The organism is Herbidospora sp. NBRC 101105, assembly GCF_030269205.1.
GTDB classification, from domain to species: Bacteria; Actinomycetota; Actinomycetes; order Streptosporangiales; family Streptosporangiaceae; genus Herbidospora; species Herbidospora solisilvae.
This window is the reverse complement of record NZ_BSSX01000006.1, coordinates 533,478-548,367: the sequence shown is the minus strand read 5'-3', so window position 1 is coordinate 548,367 and position 14,890 is coordinate 533,478. Positions and strand designations below refer to the sequence as shown.

The 14,890-nt window shown below is 69.6% G+C and carries 15 protein-coding genes and 2 pseudogenes; 10 read left to right on the top strand and 7 right to left on the bottom strand.

Annotated elements, in window-relative coordinates; genetic code table 11:
• Positions 1-51: 51 nt before the first annotated feature.
• Positions 52-1,884, top strand: a complete 1,833-nt coding sequence (locus QSK34_RS26360; RefSeq protein ID WP_161482775.1) for a pectate lyase-like domain-containing protein — start codon at positions 52-54, stop codon at positions 1,882-1,884.
• A 56-nt stretch (positions 1,885-1,940) separates the two neighbouring features.
• Here the strand turns inward: QSK34_RS26360 and QSK34_RS26355 are convergent, their stop codons facing one another.
• From QSK34_RS26355 to QSK34_RS26345, 3 genes are read right to left on the bottom strand one after another with little or no spacing between them, the layout of a single operon-like run.
• On the bottom strand, positions 1,941-3,167 hold the full coding sequence (locus QSK34_RS26355) for a hypothetical protein (RefSeq protein ID WP_285587657.1): 1,227 nt from the start codon (positions 3,165-3,167) through the stop codon (positions 1,941-1,943).
• Positions 3,164-3,829 (bottom strand): ABC transporter ATP-binding protein, encoded by a 666-nt coding sequence (locus QSK34_RS26350; RefSeq protein ID WP_285587655.1) that lies wholly within the window; start codon positions 3,827-3,829, stop codon positions 3,164-3,166. Before QSK34_RS26350 ends, QSK34_RS26355 begins: the two co-directional genes overlap by 4 nt.
• Entirely contained in the window at positions 3,822-4,328 is a 507-nt protein-coding gene (locus QSK34_RS26345) for a PadR family transcriptional regulator (protein WP_285587653.1), read from the bottom strand. Before QSK34_RS26345 ends, QSK34_RS26350 begins: the two co-directional genes overlap by 8 nt.
• 304 nt (positions 4,329-4,632) lie before the next feature.
• Between QSK34_RS26345 and QSK34_RS37835 the strand changes: the two are divergent.
• The 6 genes and pseudogenes from QSK34_RS37835 to QSK34_RS26320 form a co-directional block, all read left to right on the top strand.
• Positions 4,633-4,758 (top strand): annotated as a pseudogene (locus QSK34_RS37835) (double zinc ribbon domain-containing protein); the annotation flags it as partial.
• A gap of 189 nt (positions 4,759-4,947) precedes the next feature.
• The gene (locus QSK34_RS26340; RefSeq protein ID WP_157521636.1) at positions 4,948-5,298 is read left to right on the top strand and encodes a hypothetical protein; all 351 of its coding nucleotides are present in this window, start codon (positions 4,948-4,950) and stop codon (positions 5,296-5,298) included.
• The gene (locus QSK34_RS26335; protein WP_285587651.1) at positions 5,295-8,411 is read left to right on the top strand and encodes an ATP-binding protein; all 3,117 of its coding nucleotides are present in this window, start codon (positions 5,295-5,297) and stop codon (positions 8,409-8,411) included. Before QSK34_RS26340 ends, QSK34_RS26335 begins: the two co-directional genes overlap by 4 nt.
• The gene (locus tag QSK34_RS26330; RefSeq protein ID WP_285587649.1) at positions 8,411-8,917 is read left to right on the top strand and encodes a hypothetical protein; all 507 of its coding nucleotides are present in this window, start codon (positions 8,411-8,413) and stop codon (positions 8,915-8,917) included. The genes QSK34_RS26335 and QSK34_RS26330 overlap by 1 nt, the downstream gene beginning before the upstream one ends.
• Positions 8,918-8,947: 30 nt before the next feature.
• Positions 8,948-10,042 carry a hypothetical protein gene (locus QSK34_RS26325; RefSeq protein ID WP_285587648.1) on the top strand — a complete coding sequence of 365 codons (1,095 nt, stop codon included), beginning with the start codon at positions 8,948-8,950 and terminating at the stop codon, positions 10,040-10,042.
• A gap of 3 nt (positions 10,043-10,045) precedes the next feature.
• Positions 10,046-10,276, top strand: a pseudogene (locus QSK34_RS26320) (ISL3 family transposase); the annotation flags it as partial.
• Positions 10,277-10,336: 60 nt separating this feature from the next.
• On the opposite strand, the gene QSK34_RS26315 reads toward QSK34_RS26320, so the two are convergent.
• Positions 10,337-10,957: a CGNR zinc finger domain-containing protein gene (locus QSK34_RS26315; RefSeq protein WP_285587806.1), complete on the bottom strand. Its 621-nt coding sequence runs from the start codon at positions 10,955-10,957 to the stop codon at positions 10,337-10,339.
• An 88-nt stretch (positions 10,958-11,045) separates the two neighbouring features.
• Here QSK34_RS26315 and QSK34_RS26310 point away from each other — a divergent pair, with 88 nt between their 5' ends.
• A complete protein-coding gene (locus QSK34_RS26310; protein WP_285587647.1) occupies positions 11,046-11,381 on the top strand; it encodes a VOC family protein in 336 nt (111 codons plus the stop codon).
• A 52-nt stretch (positions 11,382-11,433) separates the two neighbouring features.
• Positions 11,434-11,853, top strand: a complete 420-nt coding sequence (locus QSK34_RS26305) for an SRPBCC family protein (protein WP_161482767.1) — start codon at positions 11,434-11,436, stop codon at positions 11,851-11,853.
• Positions 11,854-12,023: 170 nt separating this feature from the next.
• Here QSK34_RS26305 and QSK34_RS26300 read toward each other — a convergent pair whose 3' ends face one another.
• Positions 12,024-12,485 carry a MarR family winged helix-turn-helix transcriptional regulator gene (locus tag QSK34_RS26300; RefSeq protein ID WP_161482766.1) on the bottom strand — a complete coding sequence of 154 codons (462 nt, stop codon included), beginning with the start codon at positions 12,483-12,485 and terminating at the stop codon, positions 12,024-12,026.
• Positions 12,486-12,538: 53 nt separating this feature from the next.
• Here QSK34_RS26300 and QSK34_RS26295 point away from each other — a divergent pair, with 53 nt between their 5' ends.
• Positions 12,539-13,414, top strand: coding sequence for an alpha/beta fold hydrolase (locus tag QSK34_RS26295; protein ID WP_285587646.1), 876 nt, complete (start codon positions 12,539-12,541; stop codon positions 13,412-13,414).
• Positions 13,415-13,516: 102 nt separating this feature from the next.
• On the opposite strand, the gene QSK34_RS26290 is transcribed toward QSK34_RS26295, so the two are convergent.
• Both QSK34_RS26290 and QSK34_RS26285 read right to left on the bottom strand, forming a co-directional pair.
• Entirely contained in the window at positions 13,517-13,894 is a 378-nt protein-coding gene (locus QSK34_RS26290) for a peptidase inhibitor family I36 protein (RefSeq protein ID WP_161482764.1), read from the bottom strand.
• Between the two features lie 64 nt (positions 13,895-13,958).
• Positions 13,959-14,747: a hypothetical protein gene (locus QSK34_RS26285; RefSeq protein WP_285587644.1), complete on the bottom strand. Its 789-nt coding sequence runs from the start codon at positions 14,745-14,747 to the stop codon at positions 13,959-13,961.
• Between the last annotated feature and the right edge of the window lie 143 nt (positions 14,748-14,890).

Genomic DNA, 14,890 nt, shown 5'->3' with positions numbered 1-14,890 from the left:
AGAGAGCGCTCTCAAAGATCGGTGGTGCTCCCCCCAAGGAAGGAACGAACCATGAGGACCACCCGCCGGCCGTCCCTCGGCAGGCTGTTCGCGTTGGGGCTGTTACTGGCGACCTCCGTCGTGGCGACGGGCCCCGCCGCCACCGCGGCGGCCCCGACGACCGACCTCGGCCCGAACGTCACCGTCTTCGACCCGAGCATGCCGCTGGGCACGATCCAGGCGACCCTGGACGCGGCGCACGCCGCCCAGGTGGACAACGAGATGGGCACCACCCGGCACGCCTACTTCTTCAAGCCGGGCACCTACGGCACCGCCGAGCAGCCGCTGCACTTCAAGGTCGGCTACTACACCGAGATCGCGGGTCTGGGCGCCTCGCCCACCGACGTCGTCATCAACGGCAAGGTCGAGGTCTACAACCGCTGCCTGACCCCGACCAACTGCATCGCGCTGACCAACTTCTGGCGCACCATCTCGAACCTGTCGATCAACATCACCGGCAAGGGTTCGGAGGGCTGCCGTACCGGAACGAACTTCTGGGCCGTCTCCCAGGCGGTGTCCATGCGCCGGCTCAACGTCACCGGCGGCACCCTGTCGCTGATGGACTACTGCACCGCCGGGCCGCAGTACGCCAGCGGCGGCTTCATCGCCGACTCCAAGCTGCCGGCCGTCGTCAACGGCTCGCAGCAGCAGTGGCTGACCCGCGACAGCGAGGTCGCCAGCTGGTCCAACGCCGTGTGGAACCAGGTGTTCGCGGGCACCGTCGGCGCCCCCGACGACGCCACGTTCCCGAGCCCGCCCTACACCACGCTCGACACCAACCCCGTCAGCCGGGAGAAGCCCTACCTGTTCGTGGACGCCGAGGGCGAGTACCAGGTCCGGGTGCCCGCGGTCCAGAAGAACTCCCGCGGCATCACGTGGGCCAATGGCCTGACCCCGGGTTACACCCTGCCGCTCAGCGACTTCTTCGTCGCCACGCCGTCGGACTCGGTGAAGGACATCAACAAGGCGCTGCAGGACGGCAAGCACCTGCTGCTCACCCCCGGCGTGTACGACGTCGAGCGCACCATCGACATCAAGCGCGCCGGCACGGTCGTCCTGGGCATCGGGCACGCCACGCTCACCGCCGTCAACGGCGCGACCCCGGTCGAGATCTCCGACGTGCCCAGTGTGATCTTCGCCGGCGTGACCATCGACGCGGGTCTCAAGAAGTCCCAGGTGCTGCTGAAGGTCGGCAAGAAGGACAAGCGGAGCAACAACCCGGCCGACAACCCGACGACCCTGTCCGACGTGTACTTCCGCGTCGGCGGCCCGCACGTCGGCAGGACCAACACCGCGCTCGAGGTCAACACCGACAACGTGCTCATCGACCACACCTGGGTGTGGCGGGCCGACCACGGTGTCGAGGGCTTCACCGACACCGAGCGGTGGAACACCAACGACGGCCGCAACGGCGCCATCATCAACGGCGACAACGTGACCGCGACCGGCCTGTTCGTCGAGCACTTCCAGCGCTACAACACGATCTGGAACGGTGAGAACGGCACCACGATCCTCTACCAGAACGAGCTGCCCTACGACCCGCCGACCCAGGCCGACTGGATGAACGGCGACGTCGAGGGCTACGCCGGCTACAAGGTCGGCAACGGCGTCCAGAAGCACCAGCTCTACGGCGGCGGCGTCTACGTCTTCAACCAGAACAACCCGTCGATCCACACCGAGAACGGCTTCGAGGTGCCGGACCGTCCGGGCATCAAGCTGCACCACATCATGACCGTCAACCTCAGCGCCGGCATCATCGACCACGTCGTCAACGGCGTGGGCGGCCCGGCCGACCTGACGCGGGTCGGTTCGCCGGTGTACATCACCGACTACCCGGCCCCGTAGTCCGTCCCCCTCGGGTGGGCCGTCCGGCCCGCCCGAGGGTCATCGGTGGACCGGCGTCAGGTCCGCGTCTCGAAGCGGAGTGCGCCGCGCAGCAGCGGGCGGGCCGCCAGGGCGACGAGCGCCGCGGCGAGCACTCCGATGCCGGCCATGGCCGTGGCCCTGGCGACGGCCCAGCCGAGCCACTCGACGCGATAGACGTCCAGAAGGCTCACGACCACCACCGCGACCCCTGAGAGGGCCGCCACCACGCAGACGGGCAACCCGGCCATGACCGCCTGCCGCACGAGGACCCTGCCGAGCGACCGCTCCGGCACCCCGGAGGCGGCGAGGGCCGCGAACGAGCGGCGAAGGTCGATCAGTTCCTCCGCCTGGTGCACCACCAGAGCGACCGCCGAGGTCACCAGGGCCACCAGGAGCGCGACGTCCATCAGCGTGTGGGCCTGGAGGTAGCCGACCGCGGCCTGCTGGGCTCCGATCCCGGCGCCGAAGAACACCGTCAGGCTCACCACGGACAGGGCCCTGGCCCACGCGCGCGGGTCCGCCTCGACCAGGCGCGCGGCCAGCAGCGCCTCCGCCGTGCGGGCGCGACGGCCGGCCCGGCGGGCGTACGCCCTGATCAGCCAGGTCGCGGCCAGGGTCACGCCGAACAGCAGCAGCACCAGACCGGCCGCCACGGCCACCGCGGACCCGTACTTGCCGACGAGCGGAAACCGGCCCTTCACCACGACTCCGAGGACGAAGAGGCCGAGGCCCGCCGCGACCAGGAGCAGGTCGCGCACGCGCGGCCCCCGCACGCGCGCACGGCGGGTCACTCCCAGCGGGGAGGCGACGACGTGCCGACCGGCGCGTGCCCCCGACAGGACGCCGCCCAGCGTCACCACGGCCATGACCAGGGGCACCTGAGGCAGCGGCCCGGAGAGATGGGTGAGCACGTAGAGCACGCCGCCGCCCAGCGACCCGCCCAGTGCCAGCGCGCCTCCTTCCAGGGCGCCCAGCCACCGCACGTCGCCCGGCGTCGCCCCCGCCAGGCGCAGGGCGGCCAGCCGCCGCTCCCTGGTGGCCGAGGCCAGCCGGTTGGCCTGGTGAACCAGCCCGGCGACCGGCACGGCCAGCAGGGCCAGTCCGAGCCCGGTCAGCGAACCGCCTTCATCCTGGTAGTCCGCCAGGCTGACGGCCGTGCAGACCAGGAAGGTCGCCAGCGCCGCGCCCGCGGCCACCAGCCGGGCGCGCACCCGTTCGGCGCCCGAGCGTCCCCTGTTCAGCATCCGCAGCACGGTGATCATCGCGGCACCCCCGCCAGCACCGCTCCGTCGCGGAGCACGATCTCGCGATCGGCGTAGGCGGCCACCCGGTTGTCGTGCGTGACCAGGACGACTGCGGTACGTCCGGCGCGGGCCGTGCCGATCAGCGCGTTCATGACCTGCTCGCCGCCGATCGTGTCGAGTGCGCCGGTGGGCTCGTCGGCGAAGACCACGCGCGGACCGGTCACCAGCGCCCGCGCGACGGCCACCCGCTGGCGCTGCCCCCCGGACAGCTCGCCCGTGCGCCGGCCGGCGCAGTCGGAGACCTCCAGCCGGTCCAGCCACTGCGCGGCGGCGGTCATGGCCTCCGGCCTGCCGTGCCGGTTGAACAACATCGGCAGCGCGACGTTCTCGGCCGCGGTCAGCTCGGGCACCAGTTCGCCGGACTGGAAGACGACACCGAAGCTCTCGCGCCGCAGCCTGGTCAGCTCCGCCTCCGGCAGGGTGTCGATCCGCCTGCCGTCCAGGACGACCTCGCCGGACTCCGGCCGGACGACCCCGGCCAGGCAGTGCAGCACCGTCGACTTGCCCGCGCCGCTCGGGCCCGTGACGGCGACGATCTCGCCCGCGGCGACGGTCAGTGAGACGTCGGTCAGCGCCGTGGTCCGGCCGAACGACTTGCCCAGGTTCCGGGCCTCAAGCATGGTTGTGCTCCTTCATCCGCGCGAGAGCGGTCTCGATCCAGCGCAGGTCGGCGTCAAGGTGCTGAAGCGCGTAGTCGGCCGCCAGCACCTGGGCGGGCGCGCCGGTCGCCTTCTCGGCGGTCAGCTCACGCATGCGGGCCAGGTGGGCCTCGCGCTGCCGCACGAGGTAGCCGTCGACGGCCTTCCCCGCGACGGCGACCCGGGCGAACAAGGGGCTGGCGACATACGGCGCCGACGGCTCGACGGCGTTCAGCCACCGCTCCAGCTCGGCCCTGCCGTTCTCGGTGATCGCGTAGAGGGTGCGTTCGGGGCCGCCCTCCTGCTGGGTCTCGGCCACCTCCGCCAGGCCGTCGCGTTCCAGGCGCTGCAGTGTGGCGTAGACCTGTCCGTACGCCAGCGGCTTGGCGCCGGCGAGCCGGTGATCGTGCTCCTTCTTGAGCTCGTAGCCGTGTTTCGGGCGCTCGACGAGAAAACCAAGTAGCACATGACCAGTTGTCATGGCGGAGACTATACATTCAATGAATAGTCGCCGGGCGACCGCTTGTTCACGATCGGCTAGATCGCCGGTGCGATGAGAGTCCAGGATCGTGTTTGTCTCCATCGGACCGGCAAGGAACCCCAGATCGCCCGCCGGAGTGTTCCCCGGCGCCTTTGCCGAAGCCGGGTGCCGGGCGCCTCCGGACAGGCGACGTCATCGGCCGAACATTCAGACGGATACGGGGTTCAGCGCGTCGGAGGGGGTGGCCGTTCGGGGGCAGGTCCCGGCGATTGGGCAGCGGCTAGCCTGGTGACCTGGGGGAACTATGCGCTGCCAATCCTGTGGATATGTGAATTCGGCAGGCTACGGCTACTGCGAACAGTGCCGGGCGGGGCTCACCCGGCCGTGCCCCGGCTGTGGGGAACCGGTGCCTTCGGGGTCGGGCCGCTGCCCGGCCTGCGGCGTACCGGCGGACGCCGCCGGACGTCCGCCGCCTGTCGCCCGGTCCGTCGGCACGGCGCCGCAGCCGCCGGTGTGGACGCCTCCTCCGCCCATGCGGACGGCATACGTGCAGCAAGCCTGGCAGGACTCCTGTGTCAGGGGGGTCGTGCGCGATTTCCAGCCACGCCGTGAGCGTTCGATGACGAGCGGCGACATGGAGATGGAGTCGTGGCACTTCCGGATCGAACGCCATGACGCGAGCGGCAACCGGCTGGCCCCCGTGCCGGTGGAGATGAAGGGCCTGACCTTCGTCGGGGCGCTGAGCAACGGCGACGAGGTCAGCGTGCGGGGCGTCTGGCGTGACGGCACGCTCCGCGTCCAGGAGCTCACCAACCTCACGACCAACGCGTATGTCCGGGCGAAGGACTACCGCGTCGCGCGCACGGCCTTGATGATCGCCGTTCTCGTCGGTTTCGTGGTCGTCGTCACCATCATCCTGAGCGTCGCCGTCTCCATGTGCTCGGCCCCCTGGCCGCCGGAGATGCCATGACCGCCGATCCCGTGAGCACCGCCGCCGTCGACTACCTCCAGCGCGCCCGGCTCGTGCCGCCCCTGTCCGGAGTTCCGGGCGGCACGACGCCGTTCGACGTCCGGCGGGTCGTCCGGGTCGCGGGGGCCGGGGAACCCCTGCGCGCGCCGGCGGTCTCGTCCGCCGCCTCGGAGGACGGCGGACGGGCCGGCTCGAACCCGGAACTCCCGATTCTGCCGCTGCTCGTCGGCCTGGCCGGAGCGCGTGCGCCGGTGGCCTTCCTCCTGGACGGCCACGACCAGAACGTGTCGGTACGGCTCGGCACGTGGGCGCGGGACGGTGTGGACGAGGCCGGACTCGACGCGCGGCAGGCGACGTTGCTCGCCGTGCTCGACGGGTGTTACCCCGCCCTGAGCCTGGCCGCGGCGGGGGTGGCGGCGTCGCGGCTGCCGTACGGGGCGCTCGGTCTGGGCGTGCCCAGCCCTCCGGCGATCGATCCCCGGGACGGCGCCTTGCCGGTCGACCGGCTGGTGCGCTCGATGAACGGCCTGCGCTGGGCCGCGCTCGTGCTCGCGACGCCCGCCGACGGCGACACGCTCGGCGCCGACCGGAACCTCGTGCTCAACGAGATGCGGTCGGTGGCCTCGGCCGTGGAGGCAGGCGGCGTCGCCAGCCCGCTGGCCGAGCACTATCTCGCCATGCTGAAGGCCAGGCTGGAGGCGCTCGCCGACGCGCAGGCCCGAGGCGGCTGGCGTACGGCCGTCTACCTGTTCGGGGAGCGGGCCGGCGACCTGGCGGCGTTGAGCGCCGCGTGGCGGGCGGTGCACTCCGGTGTGAAGTCCCTTCCGGAACCGGTACGCACGATCGCACACCCGCTCGCCGCCGAACTGGGCACGGGCTGGGCGCTGCCCGACGTCGGCGAGCAGCCGGGCCCGAACCTCTACCGGCATCCCTACGGCGCGCAGACCCTGCTGAGCTCGGCCCAGCTCGCGGCTTACGTGCACCTGCCCAACGTGGAGACCCCGGGCTTCGCGATCAGCCCGGCACCACGGTTCGACACGGTCGTCCCCTCGGTCGACGACCGGTCGCCGCACCTGGTCGTCGGGGAGGTGATGCAGCACCTGCGGGCCACGGGCGGCGCCTACCGGGCCCCGCTGCGCTCGCTCACCCGTCACGTCTTCGTCCCGGGCACCACCGGCGCGGGCAAGACGAACACCATCATGGGGCTGCTGCTGGAGGCCGCCTCGCACGACGTGCCCTTCATGGTGATCGAGCCGGCCAAGACCGAGTACCGCGCGCTGATCGGCCATCCCGTCCTGGGCCGCGGGATGCAGGTCTTCACCGCCGGCAAGGCCATGGTGGCGCCCTTCGTGCTCAACCCGTTCGAGGTGCCGCCCGGCACGACCGTCGGGGAGCACCTCGACCTGTTGCGGGCCGTCTTCATGGCCTCGTTCGGCATGTGGACGCCCCTGCCCCAGATCCTCGAACGCTGCCTGCACGAGATCTACCTCGACCGCGGCTGGGATCTGCGCACGAACGAGAACACCCGGCTGGACGAACCCGGGCCCGACGCGACGTCCGACGTGTTCCCCACCCTGTCCGACCTGGTGGCCAAGGTCGGCGAGGTCATCCCCGCCCTCGGCTACGACGACCGCATCGCGGGCGACATGCGGGCGTCCCTGCTGACCCGGCTGGAGTCGCTGCGCCGCGGCGCGAAGGGCTCGATGCTGGACGTGGCCAGGTCACTGCCGCCGCAGGTGCTGTTCGAACGGCCGACCGTGGTCGAACTCGACGCTCTCGGCGACGAGGGCGACAAGGCGTTCTTCGCCGGGTTGCTGCTGATCCGCCTGGTCGAGCACCGCCGCGCGCGAGGGCAGTCGCAGGACCTGACGCATCTGCTGGTCGTCGAGGAGGCGCACCGCCTGCTGGCGAACGTGCCCGCCCAGTCGTCCGAGGAGTCGGCGAATCCACGCGGCCAGGCCGTGGAGACCTTCTCCAATCTGCTGTCCGAGATCCGCGCGTACGGCCAGGGTGTGATCATCGCCGACCAGATCCCGGTACGGCTCGCGCCCGACGTCATCAAGAACACCAACCTGAAGATCGCGCACCGGATCATCTCCGCCGACGACCGCGTCGCGCTGGCCGGAGCGATGGCCATGGACGAACCGCAGGCCAAGGCCCTGACCACCCTGCGGACCGGCCAGGCCGTCGTCTTCAGCGGCGGCGAGGACGCGCCCCTGATGGTCCGGGTCCCGCCGGTCAAGGACGCCCTCGCGCCGCAACCGCCGCCCGACGCCCAGGTGCGGGAGCACATGGCACGCTGGCGCGAGGAGGGCTCCTTCGCGCCGCTCTTCCTGAGCCGTCCCTTCTGTGGCGAGACGTGCGCCGCGCCGCCCGTCTGCGACGCGGCCAGGGCCCTGGCCGCCGACACCTACGCGCAGCGTGTCCTGTCGCGGCTGGTGACCTCCGCCATCGACGATCCCGGGGCGTTCGACCGGTTGTGGGACGACCTGACGGCCGCCGTGCGCGCCCGGCGTCCGTCCGCCGTCCCCGACGAGGCGCTGCTGCGCGCCTTCGCGGGACACGGCGCCGACTGGCTGGCCACCCGGCGAGGGATCCAGGGCGCCTGGACCTACGCCGACACCGCCGAGTTCCGCGACCGGCTCCGCGCCCTGCTCCTCGACAGGCTCGACGCCGCCGGCCGGAACACGGCGGCCCTGATCGACGTGTTGCGCCAGACGGTCCATCGCCTGTCCGCCCGCCGGTTCGAGCCGTATCCGGCGTGCCATCTGGTGTGTACGCAGGATCCGCCCCTGTGCCTCTACCGCTCGGCGGTGGCCGATCTGGTGGCGGGACGCCGGTACCGGACGGGATGGCTGGAGGCCGACCACGCGGACGCCTCCTCCGAGGACAAACGGCGACGCCAGACCTGGGAGGTGTGCCAGGACGCCGCGTACGAGATGATCGAATTCCCCGCGGAGGACATGCCGGAGGAGAGCCGGGCCGCTCTCGACGTCGCGGCGCGGCGGGTGTGCCTGTGCTTCGAGCAGCAGATGCTCGCCGACGACGACCGCAAGGCGCCCCGCACGATCCGGCGCATCCTGGCCCGGGTGATGGGCGAGGCGGGTCTGTGATGGCGAAGCTCCTGGGCGGCGGCACGGATGGGCGCGACGCCCTGGACCGGTTCGAGGAATCCAGCCGTGCGATGGCGCTGCTGGCGGCGGAGAACATGGAGAGGTCCAACATCACCGGGGCCTCCGAATGCGCCGCCGCGTTGAGGCGCGCCTACGATTCGGCCGGCGCACAACTGGCCGAGGCGCAGTCGTCCTCCTCGCGCGGTTCCCAGGCTCTGGAGATCGGCATCGGTACGGGGGGCCGGGCCGACCTCTCCGCGACCAAGTCCCTGGGCAACGACATGCTGGGCAAGGGAACGGAGCAGACGAAATTCGGCTCGGGCATCAGCCTCGGAGGCGGCTTCCCCGAGCAGAAGGACTCAGGAGGCAGGCACGAGTCCTCCGGCGACCAGAAGGAGACCCCGGACTCCCGACTCGAACAGCAGACCACTCTCCGCGGCGGCACCGGCTCCTCCACTTCCGTGCCCGCCGACTGGCTGAAAGGCGGAACCCGCCTTCCTTCATAGGAACCCGGCAACCGATTGGGACGGAGCGCCATGGGCGAGCGTGACGTGGAGCAGACGAGACAACCGACGGAGAAGTCCGGAGAGACCGACAACGCCAAGAGTTCAGAACGCCCAAGCCTGACTTCGGACGACCGTCAGGAGCGGAACCAGCGGAACGACCAGGCGAGCGGCTCCACCCGCGACGGTCAGGATCGGCCCTCGCTGCCGAACACGCAGGACCACCGCACGGACGGCGGATCGCCGAACACCCGAAGCGACATCGACACCGTGCACCGGGACCACGCCCCGTCGAAGGATTCGGCGTCCACCTCCGATCACCACGCCGCCACGCAGAAGGACGCAAACAAGCACACCGTCACCGACCACCACAACTCCAAGGGCGAGAAGACAGGGAGCACCGAAACCTGGAGGGAGAAGGCGAGCGACGGAACCTTTCACGACCACACGAAGGAAACGGTCGGAAACAAGACGGTCGCGCATTCGGAGACCTGGCAGGACCGGAACGGCAACACGCACGTGAAGACGGACCACTTCGAGAACGGGGTCAGGGACCGTTCGACGGAGAGCTGGAAGGAGAAGGGAGCCGACGGAACGCAGCACGAGCGTTCGATCACGCGCGACGCCCACGACAACAAGCTCTACGGCAACGACCGGTGGCGGGACGAGAACGGAAACGAACACAGCCGCATCGACAACTACGACGACAAGGGGAAGTTCGCCGGGAGCACGGAAAGGTGGCAGGAGCATGGGGCCGACGGAAGGACCGACACCTTCTCCGACCACAGGGACGTGAACGGGGAGAGGACGTTCACCCACGGCTGGTCGACCAAGGAAGGTCCGGTCGAGTTCACCAAACACTACGACAAGGACGACAAGCTGACCTCGACCGACATGAAGTGGCAGACCACGAAGCCGGACGGCACGACCACCGTCCATACGGAGCACTGGGACCGAAACGGAACCACCAAAACGGATGTCTCGCGCGCACCGGACGGCCTCAAATCCACGCACGTCGAACAGTTCGACAGGAACAACAATCCGACCCGCACCGAAGATCGCCAAGAGGTCGTCAAGGACGGAAGGATCCAGGAGACCGTCACCACCAAGACCACGACCACCCGTTAGAAGGTGGTGGTGCGGATCCGCCGTCTGGTCTGCCCGACGCGTGGCTGCCGTCGGACCTTCCGTGAACAACTGCCTGGGGTGCTGGAGCGTTACCAGCGGCGTACACCACGTCTGACCTCGCAGATCGGTGCGGTGGTCCGTGAACTGGCCGGACGAGCCGGCGTGCGCGTCTTATCCGCGCCGGCCGTCGCCCTGTCCCGGCACACCGCGCTGCGCCTTCTGCTGCGACGAGCTGCGCTCGGATCTTGAGCGGATCCGGACGGAGCGCGAGACCGGCCTGGCGACGGCGCGCGGTCAACGGTTTGTCGACTGGCCCGTGGTCAAGGGCGCGGTGGACCTGCGGTGGTGAGAGGCGCGGGCTTTGGCGCGGTTCCCGCAGATGTCCATGGAGCACCAGGTCCGGCGCCGATTGCGGGAGTGGTCGTAGTAGGCCCATCGGCAGCTCGGCTCGCGGCAGGCCTTCAGCCGGGTCCAGGTGCCTTCCGCCACGGCCTCGGCCACGACGGCGAGGAGCCCGGCCAGCGCCGCCTCCACTGGCGTCCGGGCGCGGGCCGCCAGCCGGGGCGGGGAAACGGTCACGTCGAGCATCAGCGGGAAGTCGCGGGTGAGTTCGGCGAGTTCGGCGCGGGCGGCGGGGTTGAGGCCGTCCGGACGCGGACTCGAGATCGGCTCGGTGTTGTTCTCGGCGATCAGCGCGCGTAGTCCCTCGCGGATCCATTCGGCACGGTCGCGCTGCTCGGCGTTCACCACCGTGTCGACCGGCAGGAGGCCGCGGGCGTGCAACCACGTCGCCAGCTGTTGCGGGGTTGCGATCTCGTCGCCGTCCCGGCGGCGGGTGTTGATGAACTCCTCGATCACGCGCAGCGGCATCGGCGCCGTCCCGGTCGCGAGGTTGTCCGGCACATGCTCATCCATCACGTCCCGCAGCCTACCCGGCTATCGGCGATGATAGGTTACATAACCGGCGTAAGTGATACGTCAGTTAGATCAGGAGGGATCGCTGGTGAGCATCAGCATCGGCAACATCTGCATCGACACCAACGACCTGGGCGGCAGCACCGCCTTCTGGCAAGCGGTCACGGGGTACCAGGTCGCGTCCTCGGACGAAGGCACCACCTACCTGGAGGACGCGAACAAGAGTGGCGTCGGTCTGTCCCTGCAGGCCGTGCCCGAAGGCCGGGAGGGCAAGAACCGCCTGCACCTGGACCTGTTCACTGATGACCTGGCAGGCGAGGCCGACCGGATTCAGGCCCTGGGCGCGAGCGAAGTGCGGCGCTTCGACAGTTGGGTCGTGCTGGCCGACCCCGAGGGAAACCAGTTCTGCGTCGTCGCCGCATAGACACACTCGCCAACGCGCGACACCGGTTCCCGCCACTACAGAAGGGACAGACATGGCCTCCGTGCAAAAAGAGATCATTATCGATGCCGACCCCGCGGCCGTGTGGGCGATCATCAGAGACTTCACCGACGGGCCCGTCCGGATGGCGCCGGGCTTCGTTACCGACAGCCGGCTCGACGAACCGGACGTCAGGGTCGTCACGTTCGCCGACGGAACCGTGCTACGGGAGCGGCTCATCGCGCTCGACGATGAGCCGCGCCGGCTCGTCTTCTCGGTCATCGGCGGCACCATGCAGCCCGCACACGACAACGCGTCGATGCAAGTCGTCCCGCACGGGGACGGCCGCAGCCGGTTCGTATGGATCCACGACGTGCGACCGGACGACCTCACCATCCCGATGGGCGCCGGAATGGACCACGGCCTGAACATCTTCAAGCAGACGGTGGAGTCCTCCAGCGAGCATCTCGGCTAGGTCAGTCGCTTCATCGCTGGTCGCGATCCTCCCCGGTGAGGACCGCGACCAGCTGCGTGACCGGACGGGGCTACCCCACCGTTCAGCGGCAGGCCGGTCTTGGCCGGTCCGGCGACCAGCCGCGCCCGTTCACCCGTGGCCGGTTTCCCAGTCATGCGGGCGGCGGGCGCTCACCCGGTCAGATCACCTGGTGGTATGTGGGAGTCGTAGAGGCGCTGCAACAAGTGGTTGAGTCGCTCGCGGTCGGTGGCGTTCAAGGCGTGGAGGAATCGGTCTTGTTCGGTGGCCGCCGCGTCGGCGACGGTCGCGAGTAGGGCGTTTCCCTTGCCGGTGAGGGTGACGGTGCGGCGTCGGCGATCGGTGTCCTCTGGACGCCGTTCAATGAGGCATCCCGCGGCCAGTGTGTCCAGAACGAGCACGATGTTGCGCGCGTCCATCGCGACGAGCTCAGCCAGGCGCCGCTGGCCCACCGGTCCGTGCTGGTAGAGCGCGACCAGCACGGTGTACTGCGCCTGGGTCAGCCGATGCTCGGCCAGGAACGCCGTCCAGGAACGCGCCGTGAGCGAGCCCAGGCGTGCCAGCAGGAAGCCGGTACCGCGTTCGTAGGCGGCCCGTTCGTTGTCACCGCTCATGGACGCCAGCCTACCCAATAGACATGTCGCATGTCGTTTGATAGACATGCCACATGTCTATCAACCAGCGAAACTCCACGGTGACGATCGACGATCTCGCGCTGCACGTAGTCGAGTCCGGGCCGCCCGGGGGACGCCCCTTCCTGTTCCTGCACGGCTGGCCGGAGTCGTGGCGGACGTGGCTGGGCGTGATGGAGGCCGCGGACGCCGGGCCACCCGAGGCGCGGATCATCGCCATCGACCTGCCCGGCATCGGCGAATCCACCGGCGTGGCCGGGCGCGGGTCGAAACTCCGGCTGGCCGAGACGGTCCACGCCCTGGTGCGGTACCTGGACCTCACCGGCCTCACGCTGGTCGGCCACGACGCGGGCGGGATGGCCGCCTACGCTTATCTACGTCGATTCGACGACGTCGAACGCGTCGTCATCATGAACACCGTCATTCCCGGCATCGATCCGTGGAACGAGGTCCTGCGCAACCCCTACATCTGGCATTTCGGCCTGCACGCCGTCCCGGACCTGCCGGAGACCCTCGTCCGGGGACGCCAGGCCGAGTACTTCGACTACTTCTACGACGTGCTGTCGGCGGATCCCGGCCGGATCTCCGCCGCCTCACGAGCGGCCCACGCCGCCGCGTACGGCGATGATGCCGCGCTCACCGCGGGATTCGACCTCTACCGGGCGTTCCCGCAGGACGCCTCGGACAATGCCGCCTTCGCCGAAGCCGGTGCCGTCGACATCCCGCTGCTGTACGTGCGAGGCGACCGTGAAGGCGGCGACATCGACGCCTACGCCCGGGGCTTCCGCGACGCCGGGGTGAAGAACCTGACCACCGCGACGGTGCCAGACGCCGGCCACTTCGCCCAGGAGGAACAACCCGCCGACGTCTGGCGGATCATCCACGACTTCGCTCACAGCACCGCGAACTGACCGGCGCCGGAGGTCACTTGTAACCGCCGAGATCGCCGCCAACACGACGAACCTACGCAGAACACAGACCACTCAATTGTCTGTCACGGGAATCTCAGGGGTCTAGTCGATGACGACGTAGCGGAACGAGCTGTACTGGTCGTTGTAGACCGCGTTCTGCGGGCGGCTGTGGCCCAGGTTCTCGATCCGGTGCGCGTGGCCGCGCCAGTAGGAGTCGGTGTAGAACATCGCCGCGTTGCGGCTGGCGATCACGCTGATCGAGGAGATGCTGTCGTTGACGCTGGTGCCGTCGAGGTAGCGGTTGTTGGAGAAGTTGTTGTCGGCCGTGGTGAAGCCGGCGACGGTGCCCGTTCCGTTGCTGTTCTTGTATACGCACACGGCGTCGGTGCAGGCGAAGGCCGAGGCCGGCGAGACGTTCGTCACGACGGTGGCGGCGGCGAGGACGGCCACGGCCGCGAGTGAGCGTGTGACACGGTTCATTCGGTTCGGTGCCTTTCTCTGGAGTGAACCGGACCGGAGGACTCCGATCCGGTGACTAATGAAGTCATTTCGCGGAAACGACGGTCCGGGCGGCGGAGACGAGGGAAGCGATCGCACTTCTCCCCTCTTCCAGTTCGGCGCGGTTCTCGAATATCGCGCGTTTCTGATAAGCCGCCTCGACGAGCGCCCAGGTATCGACGACTTTCGTCTGCCGTTTGCACCGGACGTCGGAGACCGCGGTGGTGATTTCCCTAGGGGTCGGTTCTTCGGTCTGGAAAGCGGTGTCGTTGTTGGCCGCGCGCGGATTCGGATAGTGATGACCGAAGCCGGCCATGCACGACGACCACGCCGCGAAGACGGCGGCGACCCGGCTGTCGCGCACGGACTGCTCCCAGCTCCGGCTCTTCAGGTCGTCGACCAGCCGCATGGCCGCGGCCGCGTCCTTCGTGGGAGCGAGCCCGGTGACCGCCTCTTCCTCGCAGTCACCGGCCCCGGGGTGGCGGGTGGGCGGCCCGCTGATGGCTTGTTGCGCCTCGGACGGGTGGTATCCGCGTGTCTGGGCCGCGTTCTCGTCTTCCAGGAGGTAGCGCTCGTGGTTGAGGGGGACGGCGGGCGCCGCGTCCCGCACGGGGACCGTGAAGCCCGACCGGGCCATGCAGCCCCGGAACAGTTCGGTGCGGGCCCGCGCCACGACGAGCTGGTCCTCCGGCGACACCTGGTAGGCGTCGAGCGGCAGGACCAGCGGCCGCCCGTCGAGGCGGAGAGCCGGGTCGAGTGGCGGTTCCGGTTCCGCCGTCGTGCAGGCGCTCAGGAACAACAGGAATGCCGTCGCCACGACCGGTACGCCGGACATGCGGAAAACACGAATCACCCCCGAAACCCCCGAATCCCCGTTCGGCGAACAATATGCGTTCGCCTGTTTCTCCCGTGGACCCATGTTCGCAAGCGTCAAGGGTTTCTTGTTGTCCCTGCGTGCCAGGGCATTGACTTCTCGCG